Annotated in this window: 1 protein-coding gene; it reads left to right on the forward strand. The window is 80.6% G+C overall.

Annotated features, from left to right (window positions below; genetic code table 11):
• Nucleotides 1-34 precede the first annotated feature (34 nt).
• Nucleotides 35-408 (forward strand): hypothetical protein (locus ACFV0G_RS36205; RefSeq protein WP_380557093.1); only part of this gene is annotated, 374 nt, incomplete at its 3' end.

The following is a 408-nucleotide window of genomic DNA, read 5'->3' on the forward strand; positions in this document are numbered from 1 at the left end:
GTGGGGGGCGCGGGGCGCGGGCCCGTCGGCCGCGGTGCGGGTCCACCCCCACACCCACCCCGCCCCCCCCGGGGCGGGCGCCGCGTTCGGGCCCGGCGCGCCGGCCGCGGACGGCGGGGCGACCTCGGTCGCCGAGCTGCTGCCCGTGCTGACCGGCGCGATGCTGGCGCGCGAGGGCGCGTACGTGCCGATGGACGATGCCCGGCTCACCGCGATGGGCGGCTACCTGCGGCTGTTCACCGGCTGGCGCCCGGCGGGGATCGCCGCCCCGACCCTGCTGGTGCGGGCGCCCGAGTCGCTCTCGGCGCCCGGTGCCGGCCCCGAGGCGCTCACCAGCGCGGCCCGGGCCTCCTGGCCGCACGAGCACACCCTGCTCGACGGTCTCGGCGACCACTTCACCGTCTGTCT

The organism is Kitasatospora sp. NPDC059571 (assembly GCF_042735675.1).
Lineage (GTDB): Bacteria > Actinomycetota > Actinomycetes > Streptomycetales > Streptomycetaceae > Kitasatospora.